This is a genomic window from bacterium (genome assembly GCA_023230585.1).
GTDB lineage: Bacteria > Ratteibacteria > UBA8468 > B48-G9 > JAFGKM01 > JALNXB01.
In genome coordinates, this window is record JALNXB010000059.1 from 1 (window position 1) to 10,450 (window position 10,450).

At 34.9% G+C, this 10,450-nt stretch carries 9 protein-coding genes and 1 tRNA gene; all 10 read left to right on the forward strand.

Translation table 11 applies throughout. The features are described 5' to 3' along the window. Positions 1-17 precede the first annotated feature (17 nt). Positions 18-1,220, forward strand: a complete 1,203-nt coding sequence (tuf, locus tag M0P98_08070; protein MCK9266806.1) for an elongation factor Tu — start codon at positions 18-20, stop codon at positions 1,218-1,220. Between the two features lie 23 nt (positions 1,221-1,243). Continuing rightward, the gene (rpmG, locus tag M0P98_08075; GenBank protein ID MCK9266807.1) at positions 1,244-1,396 is read left to right on the forward strand and encodes a 50S ribosomal protein L33; all 153 of its coding nucleotides are present in this window, start codon (positions 1,244-1,246) and stop codon (positions 1,394-1,396) included. Positions 1,397-1,520: 124 nt separating this feature from the next. Then, a tRNA-Trp gene (locus M0P98_08080) sits at positions 1,521-1,594 on the forward strand. Positions 1,595-1,610: 16 nt separating this feature from the next. Next, on the forward strand, positions 1,611-1,796 hold the full coding sequence (secE, locus tag M0P98_08085) for a preprotein translocase subunit SecE (protein MCK9266808.1): 186 nt from the start codon (positions 1,611-1,613) through the stop codon (positions 1,794-1,796). Positions 1,797-1,800: 4 nt separating this feature from the next. After that, positions 1,801-2,325 carry a transcription termination/antitermination protein NusG gene (gene nusG, locus M0P98_08090; GenBank protein ID MCK9266809.1) on the forward strand — a complete coding sequence of 175 codons (525 nt, stop codon included), beginning with the start codon at positions 1,801-1,803 and terminating at the stop codon, positions 2,323-2,325. 13 nt (positions 2,326-2,338) lie between these two features. After that, positions 2,339-2,764, forward strand: coding sequence for a 50S ribosomal protein L11 (gene rplK / locus M0P98_08095; protein ID MCK9266810.1), 426 nt, complete (start codon positions 2,339-2,341; stop codon positions 2,762-2,764). A gap of 12 nt (positions 2,765-2,776) precedes the next feature. Next, positions 2,777-3,484, forward strand: a complete 708-nt coding sequence (gene rplA, locus M0P98_08100) for a 50S ribosomal protein L1 (protein ID MCK9266811.1) — start codon at positions 2,777-2,779, stop codon at positions 3,482-3,484. A gap of 78 nt (positions 3,485-3,562) precedes the next feature. Next, positions 3,563-4,096 carry a 50S ribosomal protein L10 gene (rplJ, locus tag M0P98_08105; protein ID MCK9266812.1) on the forward strand — a complete coding sequence of 178 codons (534 nt, stop codon included), beginning with the start codon at positions 3,563-3,565 and terminating at the stop codon, positions 4,094-4,096. A 1-nt stretch (position 4,097) separates the two neighbouring features. After that, the gene (gene rplL, locus M0P98_08110; protein MCK9266813.1) at positions 4,098-4,496 is read left to right on the forward strand and encodes a 50S ribosomal protein L7/L12; all 399 of its coding nucleotides are present in this window, start codon (positions 4,098-4,100) and stop codon (positions 4,494-4,496) included. A gap of 19 nt (positions 4,497-4,515) precedes the next feature. Continuing rightward, the coding region (gene rpoB, locus M0P98_08115) for a DNA-directed RNA polymerase subunit beta (protein MCK9266814.1) at positions 4,516-10,450 on the forward strand (5,935 nt) is incomplete at its 3' end.

A 10,450-nucleotide genomic window follows, 5' to 3' on the forward strand; every position in this document is an offset into this window, starting at 1 on the left:
ATTAAGGAGGCATTAAAATGGCAAAGGAGAAATTTGTAAGGAGTAAGCCGCACGTAAATATAGGAACAATCGGGCACGTAGATCACGGAAAGACAACATTGACCAGTGCAATAACAATGGTATTGAGTAAAAAAGGACAGGCGAGTTATTCAAAATATGAAGATATAGATAAAGCACCAGAAGAGAAAGAGAGAGGATTAACAATAAATATTTCTCATATAGAGTATGAGACAGAGAATAGACATTATGCCCATATAGATTGTCCTGGTCACGCTGATTATATAAAGAATATGATAACAGGAGCAGCTCAGATGGATGGAGCGATTCTTGTAGTAAGTGCGCCTGATGGTCCAATGCCTCAGACAAGAGAACATATCCTATTAGCCAGACAGGTGGAAGTACCAGCGATGGTAGTATTTATGAACAAGATGGACCAGATGGATGACGAAGAACTTGTAGAGTTAGTAGAACTTGAGATGAGAGAACTTTTAAGTAAGAATGGTTTCCCTGGCGACGATATACCAGTAGTAAAGGGAAGTGCATTAAAATGTTTGGAGTGTGGATGTGGTGATCCAGAATGTAAGAATTGTGGACCAGTATTGGAATTGATGGCATCGGTAGACAGTTATATTCCAGAGCCACCGAGACCAGTAGATCAGCCGTTTTTGATGGCAATAGAGGATGTATTTTCAATAACAGGTAGAGGAACAGTTTCAACCGGTAGAGTAGAGAGAGGGAAAGTAAAGATAGGAGATGCGGTTGAGATGATAGGTCTGTCTCATGAAGTAAAAAAGACAGTAGTTACCGGTATAGAGATGTTTAGGAAAGAACTTGATGAGGGAGTAGCAGGAGATAACCTAGGGTTGTTGTTGAGAGGAGTAGATAAGAACGAAGCAGAGAGAGGAATGGTAGTAACAGCACCAGGAAAAATAACACCTCATACAAAATTCAAGGCACAAGTATATGTCTTGAAGAAAGAAGAAGGTGGTAGACATAAACTGTTTTTACCTGGATACAGACCACAGTTTTATATAAGAACAACTGATGTAACTGGAGAAATCAAATTGCCAGAAGGTGTAGAGATGGTAATGCCTGGTGATAATGTAGAGATGGAAGTAGAACTTATATATCCTATTGCATTAGAGAAAGGTCAGAGGTTCGCAGTTCGTGAAGGTGGAAGAACTGTTGGTGCAGGCGCTGTTACAGAAATTATTACATAAAATTAGGGTAGAAGGGAGAACTGATGAGAGAAATAGTATCCTTGATTTGCGATAAATGCAAAAATAGAAATCATTACACAACAAAAAATAAAAAGGTTAAAAAAGAAAAATTAGAAATAAAAAAATATTGTCCAACCTGTAATAAACACATCCTTCACAAAGAAGGAAGAGCTTGAAAGAATACTGCGTTGCAGGGCATAAAATATTTAAATCGTCTTATCTTTTTATAAAAAAGTTGTTTAATTAGAAAAATATGGTATAATATATGTTTTTTACAGGTAAAATCTTGTAAATAACTTTAGGTCTGTAGCTCTAACTGGCAGAGCGGCGGACTCCAAATCCGTAGGTTGGAGGTTCGAATCCTCCCAGACCTGCAAGGAATATAGAAATATGAAAAAAAGCATAATTAATTTCTTTAATGGCGTGGTTAATGAATTGAATAAAGTAACGTGGCCTGAAAAAAAAATATTGAAGATTACCACTGGGGTTATAGTTTTTTTTATGTTTCTTTTTGCGTTATATTTAGGCATAATAGATGTAATCTATTCTAAATTAATAAGAATATTTTTAAGGTGAATAAATGGGAAAATGGTATATTTTGCAAGTTAAAACTGGACATGAAGATAAGATTAAGAAACTTCTTGAGAATAGTGATGATAGTATTTTAAAAAAGATAGAGCAGGTTGTTGTGCCAAAAGAAGATATTATTGAAGTTGTTAAAGGTGAAAAAAAAGTTAAAAGTCGGAAATTTTGGCCTGGCTATATACTTATGGAGATAGATGATTCTGCTGATGATATGATTTGGCATAAAATTAAAACCACCCAAGGAGTGATTAAATTTTTGGGAGCAGGTAACCCAGTACCTCTTTCTGATATTGAAGCTGAAAAGATTATGTTTGAAATTGAAGAGAAGAAAGGAAAAGCTACTCCAAAGGTAGAATTTGATATAGGCGATAGAGTGGAAATTAAAGAGGGTCCATTTGTTAATTTTAGTGGAATGGTTGAAGAGGTAAATCCAGATAAAGAAAGATTAATAGTAAGCATATCTATCTTTGGAAGGGCAACTCCTGTTGAATTAAATTATTGGCAGGTAGAAAAAACGTAAAGGGGAAAATTGAATGGCAAACAAACCAATAAAAGCTCTAATTAAACTAAAAATTCCCGCAGGTGGAGCAACTCCAGCGCCTCCTGTTGGACCAGCTTTAGGGCAACACGGAGTGAATATAATGGAGTTTTGTAAGAGTTTTAATGCTGAAACAAAAGGTAAAGAAGGTACTATCCCTGTGGTGTTATCAGTTTATGAAGATAGGTCATACTCTTTTATTACTAAAACTCCACCAACTTCTGAATTGATAAAAAAAGCAGCAAATATAGTAAAAGGTTCAAGCGTACCTAATCAAGAAAAAGTTGGGAAGATAAAGAAGCAACAGGTTAAAGATATAGCAAAAATAAAAATGGAAGACTTGAACACAAAAGATTTGTTGCAAGCCGCTAAAATAGTTGAAGCTGTTGCAAGAAGTATGGGAGTTGAAGTTACAGATTAAAGTTTATAGGAGATGAAAGTGAAAAAATCAAAAAGGTATGAGAACCTCCTGAGCAATTTAGAAAAAGATAAAGTTTACGAGTTGGCAGAGGTTGTTGAGAAAATCAAAGAGTTACATACAAGTAAATTTGATGAAACAGTTGAAGTATCATTAAATCTTGGTATTGATTTAAAGAAACTTCAACAACCCATAAGAAATTCTGTAGTTTTACCTCATGGGGTCGGTAAACCAGTTAGGATTCTTGTTTTTGCATCAGGCGAAAATGCTGTTAAAGCTAAAAGTCTTGGAGCTGATTACGTTGGAGAGCAGGATTTAGTTGAAAAAATCAAAGGAGGTTTTCTCGATTTTGATACGGTTATAGCAACACCAGATATGATGAAACTGGTTGCGCCGCTTGGTAAAATACTCGGTCCTCGCGGACTGATGCCTAACCCTAAAACAGGAACAGTAACCAACGACCTGGAAAATATTATTGGCGAAATTAAAAAAGGTAGAATAGATTATAAGATGGATAAAGATGGCAATTTACATATACCTGTCGGAAAAGTTTCGTTTGAAAATAGTAAGTTGATAGATAATATAAATGCAGTAATGAATTCAGTGCTTGCAGTAAAACCAACCTTTGCTAAGAGTAATTATATTCGCTCATCAGCAATTTCTCTCACTATGTCTCCTTCTTTAAAGTTTGGAGCAAAAAAAGTGTTGCAGGATACTGTTTGATAAAAACTTCCTGGTTACATAAAAACAAAGAATATAAAATATTATAAATATATGCAGACAGGATGATGGAGTTAAGAAATGAAAAAATTAAAAAAAGAAGATAAGAAGAAGTTGGTATTAAAACTCACAAGTGATGTAAAGGAGAGCTATCTAAGTCTTCTAATTGGATTTTCAGGTTTATCTGTTAATGATATGCAAGGGTTGAGAAGCGATTTATCGGAGCTTGAATGTAAGATGATGGTAGTTAAAAATACCCTTATTGAAAAAACCTTTGAAAATGTAGGTATGGGAGACGCTTGCAAAGAGTTGGAAGGGTCTGTATTCCTTGTGTGGTCGAAGAGTAAAGATGAGATAGGAATTTTAAAAAAATTGGTTCGGTTTAAAGAGAAGACTGATAAGATAGATTTTAAAACAGGTATTTTAAATAATAGGGTCTTTGATAGTAAAGAGTTAACTTTGATAGGTAAGTTGCCAGATAGAAAGCAACTTGAAGCTTCTCTGGTTATGAATATTAGAATGCCTTTAACAAGAATAATTAATTCTTTAAAATATCCTACTACAAGATTAATAAATAATTTGAATCAAATAGCGGAAATTAAAAAGGAGAAATAAGATGGAAAAAAATGAGAAAAATATAATTGATGAAATAGTTGAAAAAATTGAGCAGCTTTCGGGGTTAGAATTGTCTGACCTTGCCAAGCAACTTGAAGACAAATTTGGTGTTGCAGGTATGATGGCACCAATGGGTGCAGTTGTTGGTGCTGGACAGGCTGCTGACGGTGAAGAGAAGAAAGAAGAAAAGACTCTTTTTGATGTTGTATTAAAATCTTTTGGCTCCAATAAACTTCAAGCTATTAAAGAAGTAAGAGCTATGACTGAGCTTGCACTTAAAGAAGCAAAAGAACTTGTAGAATCTTTACCGAAACCTATAAAAGAGAAAGTTTCCAAAGAAGAGGCCGAAGAAATAAAAGCTAAGTTTGATGCTATTGGTGCAGAAGCAGAAATTAATTAAATTTTTTTAAGGGGTGAAAATGAAAAAAATAGAAACTCCGGAAAATTTAAAAACACCAGACTTGCTCGAGATGCAAAAACTTCCTTATGAGAAGTTTTTAAAGAGTGAAATTGACCCTACTAAAGGGACTGGACAGGAAGGACTGGAAGAACTTTTCCGTAGAATTTTTCCCATTGAAAGCGATAATGGAAAATATAAAATAGAATATTTAAGTTATTTTCTTGAAGAACCTGTTGATTCGATAGATGAATGTATAGAGAAAAAAAGTACTTATGAATCCCGTTTAAGGGTGAAATTAGTGTTTATATCCAAAGAACAGGATATTAAAACTAAGGAACTTAAAGAAAATGAAAGAATTGAACAGGATATATATATCGGTAGCCTGCCTATAATGACAGAGAATGGGAGTTTTATAATAAACGGTATTGAAAGAGTTGTTGTAAACCAACTATTGAGATGCCCCGGAGTCTATTTTAAGGAAGAACAATCAATTGGTCCAAACGATTCATATTCTGCCAGAATATATCCTTCTCGTGGGTTATGGATAGAATTTCAGGTAGATAACCATAATTGTTTGGTGGTAGCTCTCGGTAAGAAAAAAATATATGCTACTGTTCTGCTGAAAGCACTTAATTTTACTGTTGATGAGATAAAAACTCTCTTTTATGGCGATTCAAAAGCAGTGCCTGAAACTTCTATTCTCGCTTCAACTTTAGCAAGAGATGACATAAAAACTAATGAAGAAGCGATAAAGAAAATTTATAAAGAGATGAGGCCAGGTTATGACAAGGTTAGTATGAAGGAGGCCTCTAAGTTTTTAAATGTTCTACTATTTTCTGGTGAATTTTATGACCTTTCAGGGCCCGGTAGGATGCAGATGAATAAAGTGTTAAACTTGAATTTTACCGAAAGGTATTTGAAAAGGGAAGATATAGTAGAAACTATAAGGACTCTTTTAAACCTGATAGAGAAAAAAGAAGGGGTTGTACAAGATATAGACCATCTTGGTAATAAAAGAGTTAGAACTTCTGCAGAGATTATTAAAGAACATATTTATGAAGGTCTTGTAAAACTTAAAAAATATGCTAATGAAAAGATGGTCCTATTTGATAAAGATGCAAGTAAAAAAGCAAGTTTACGACTTCTTATTAATGGTAAGATTTTGATGACAACTGTAAACGATTTTTTTGCAAGAAACCAGTTATCACAATTTCTTGAAAAGACCAATCCTTTAACAGAATTAACCCACAAGAGAAGAGTTACAGCAGTAGGAGAAGGTGGTGTTAAAGAGCGGAAAAGAGCAAGTTTTGAAGTTAGAGATGTCCACTATACTCATTTTGGGAAGGTTTGTCCCATAGAAACACCAGAAGGGGCAAATATAGGACTTATAAACTCTTTGACTGTGAATGCCAAAATTGATGATATGGGTTTTTTACAAACACCATATTATAAAGTTGAAGACGGTAAAGTAACTGATGTTATTGAATATTTGACCGCAGATCAAGAAGATGAATACGCTATTGCTCCTCCTGGGATACCTGTTGACCCTAAGACAAGAAAGATTATCCCTGAATATGTAAAAATAAGAGCAGAAGATGTCGTGAAAGAGAATTTTCCCAGTAACGAAATTGATTATATAGGTATTTCACCAGTTCAGGTTGTTAGTGTTAGTGCTTCTCTTATACCTTTTCTTGAACACGATGATTCAAATAGAGCCCTTATGGGTTCAAATATGCAGAGGCAAGCTGTTCCTCTTATAGAAAATGAAGCTCCTCTTGTTAAGACTGGTATGGAAAAGTATGTAATAAAAGATAGTGGAGTTGTTTTAAAAGCTAAGAACTCTGGTGTGGTAAATTATGTTGATAGCCAGAAAATTGTTGTGACAAGAAACAAACCTGGTTTTTTTGATTGGGAGAAACAAGATGTTTATCACTTGAGAGGTTTTTTTAGAACCAATCAAGATACCTGTTTCCATCAACGCCCTATTGTGAAGATGGGTGAAAAAGTGGAAGAAGGGCAGATAATATCTGATGGTCCTTGTTCCTCAGAAAAAGGAGAACTTTCACTTGGTAAAAACCTTCTTGTAGCACTTATGCCTTGGCGTGGATACAATTATGAAGATGCAATTTTGTTAAGTGAAAGACTTGTTAAAGAAGACCTCTTTACTTCTATTCATATAAAAGAGTTTGAAGTAAAAGCTGTAGACACAGAACTCGGTGTAGAAGAGATAACTAGCGACTTACCTAATACGCCTGAAGAAAGGTTGAAAAACCTTGACAAGTCAGGGATAATACGGATTGGGGCAGATGTTGAGGCAGACGACATACTTGTTGGTAAAGTTACGCCGAGAGGTGAATCTGATATTACTCCAGAAGAAAAACTTTTGAGGGTTATATTTGGAGAAAAAGCTAAAGATGTTCAGAATACCTCTTTAAAAGTTCCACCCGGAACAAGAGGGACTGTTGTTAATGTAAGAAAATATTTTCGTAAAGATCCTGCACAAGAAAAAGAAAATAATGCAACTATAAAAGAACTTGAAGTAAATTATAGTAAGAAAGAGAGTGCTATTAAAAAAATTATTGGAGAGAAACTTGTAGAGTATCTCTCATCTAAAAAGATTAATCTTGCAGGTAGGTTCAATAATCCAGAATCTTGGAGCAAGTTAATAGATAAAGTACCCGAAAAAAATAGAAACGATGTTGCTAAGATAGTTAAGATAGGTGAAGATGAACTATATAAAATTAAGAATCAGTTAAAGAATGAAAAAGTAAAAATCAGAAAAGGGTATGAATTTGATGCTGATACATTATGTAAGATTGTGGTAGAAATAGCTGTTAAGAAAAAAATCTCTGTTGGCGATAAAATGAGTGGAAGGCACGGTAACAAGGGAGTAGTGTCTAAAGTTTTACCTGAAGAAGATATGCCATTTTTGAAAGATGGTACGCCAGTAGATATTGTTCTGAACCCTCTTGGGGTGCCCTCAAGAATGAATATCGGACAGGTTTTAGAAATTCATCTTGGTAGAGCGCTTAAAGCTCTCGGTTATAGTTTGGAGACCCCAGTTTTTGATAGTATAAAAGAGTTAGAAATAAAAAATCTTTTAGAGGAAGCTGGATTGGCAAGGGATGGAAAAGATATTCTTTATGATGGACAGACAGGTGAACCTTTTAATCAAAAGGTGACAGTTGGATATATGTATATGATGAAACTTAAACACCTTGCTGATGAAAAAGTGCATACAAGAAGTACCGGTGCATATTCTCTTATAACCCAACAACCTCTTGGTGGAAGGGCACAGTTTGGTGGTCAGAGGTTTGGTGAGATGGAGGTATGGGCTTTAGAAGGGTACGGAGCTGCACATACCCTTAAAGAGATGCTTACAGTTAAGAGCGATGACACTGAAGGCCGAAAACTTATGTATGAAAGTATTGCTAAAGGGCAAGACTATCGTGGAAACAATATTCCTGAATCTTTTAATGTTTTAAGAAAAGAGTTACAAGGGATAGGTTTAGACTTAAAAGTTGATGGTATGAGAGTTGGGAAAAAGAATAAAGAATTTGCTTTTATAAGAATTATCTCTCCAGAAGGTATGAAAGAATTATCTCATGGAGAAGTAAAAAAAGCAGAAACTCTCAATTATAGAACTTTTAAACCTGAAAGGGATGGGCTCTTTTGTGAGAGGATTTTTGGTCCAGCTAAAAATTATGAATGTTCTTGCGGTAAATATAAGAAACTAAGATATAAAGGAATTGTTTGTGATAGATGTGAAGTTGAAGTGACTACTTCAAAAGTTCGCAGGGAGCGTATGGGGCATATTGAACTGGCAACTCCTGTATCATATATATGGTTATTAAAGAGTATCCATAATTGGATGGGTTTGTTGTTGGATATGTCTATGTCTGACCTTGAGAAGGTCTGTTACTATGAAGGTTATATTGTTTTAGACCCTGGAAATACTCCTTTAGAAGAAAAACATATTATGATAGAGGATGAGTATTACCAAAACTTAGATAAATATGGTAATAAATTTAAGGTTGGTATTGGCGCTGAGGCAATACAGCAGTTGCTTGAAAAATTAGATTTAACAAAAATGGAAGAAGAAATAAAGGAACAGTTGGGAAGTAAAAAGAGAAAAGATTATGCTACAAGAAGAAATTTAATAAGAAAATTAAGAATGGTGGAAGGGCTTATTAAAACCAAGATTAAACCAGAGTTCCTTATAACAAAAACATTGATGGTTACGCCTCCTGATTTAAGGCCTTTATTGCCTTTAGATGGTGGCAGGTTTGTAGCGTCTGACCTTAATGACCTTTATCAGAGAGTAATAAATAGAAATAATCGTTTAAAAAAACTTATGCAATTACAGGCTCCTGATATAATTGTAAGAAATGAAAAAAGGATGTTACAGGAATCTGTTGACGCTCTTTTAGATAATGGCAAACATGGTATGGCAGTATTAGGTAAAGGCAAAAGACCTCTTAAATCTTTAACTGATGCTCTGCGTGGAAAACAAGGTCGGTTTAGACAGAATCTACTTGGAAAGCGGGTCGACTATTCCGGTAGAGCAGTTATTGTTGTTGGTCCTGAACTAAAACTTAACCAATGCGGTCTACCTAAAGAGATGGCGCTTGAGTTGTTTGGACCTTTTGTCCTACGAGAACTGAGAAAAAAAGAGTATTTCCATACACTTGGCAGTGCAAAAAGAGCTATAAGAGAAAACTTACCTGAGGTATGGGAAATTCTTGAAAGAGTTAGTAAAAAACATCCAGTGTTATTAAATAGGCAACCTACATTACATAGGTTGAGTATACAGGCATTTGAACCTAAACTTATTGAGGGTAATGTTATAACTATTCACCCTCTTGTTTGCCCTGCATTTAACGCTGATTTTGACGGTGATACAATGAGTGTGCATCTTCCGTTAACACCTGAAGCTTGTATTGAATCAAAACTTTTAATGCAAGCAAATACACACATCTTTTCTCCTGCCAGCGGGAAGCCAATTGCTACCCCTACAAGAGATATAGTTGTTGGATGCACCTATCTAACCTTCCAGAGTGAGGAAGAACCGTTTGAACTTGAAACAATTATTGATGGTAAAAAAATTAATTCTGCTATATCTTCTTTTGAAGAGGCAATCTACCTTTATGAATTTGGCGCTTTTTCCTTACATAGACCAATTAAAGTTAGGGATAAACAGGGCGTAGAATTTGTTACAACTGTTGGTAGAATAATATTTAACAATCTTATTCCAGAAGAGGTAGAATTTAAGAATGAAAAGTTTGAAAGTCCTATGCTTGAATCTATAACCGAAGAAATTTTTGATAAATGCGGATATGAAAAGACCGTTGATTTTCTTGATTCTGCTAAAGATGTTGGATTTAAATTTGCGACCAAAGGTGGAGTTACAATAGGTATAGATGACCTAAGGATTCCCGAGGAGAAACAAAAAATAGTTGAAGCGGCAGAAAAAGAGAAGGATACGGTTGAGAGAAATCATAAAAGAGGAATTATTTCTGATGGTGAAAGATATAATAAGATAATTGATATCTGGACGACTGCAACCAATAGAATAGGTCGGGCTGTTATGGATACAATAGCTCAAACTGGTGGAAAAGATAATTTTTACATTAACCCAATATATCTAATGGTTTCTTCTGGTGCAAGAGGTAATCGTTCTCAGGCAAATCAGTTGATGGGAATGAGAGGGTTAATGATTAAACCTGTTAGTGAACACCAAAGAAAAAAGCAGGATGTGAGAGAAATTCTTGAAACTCCAGTTAAGTCTAATTTTAGGGTTGGGCTTGATTTGTTAGAATATTATAATGCTATACACGGTGGAAGAAAAGGGCTTGTTGATACTGCATTGAAGACTTCAGATGCTGGTTATCTTAGCAGACGTCTTATTGATGTAGCCCACGCCTTAATTGTTACGGAAGAAGATTGCGGTACTC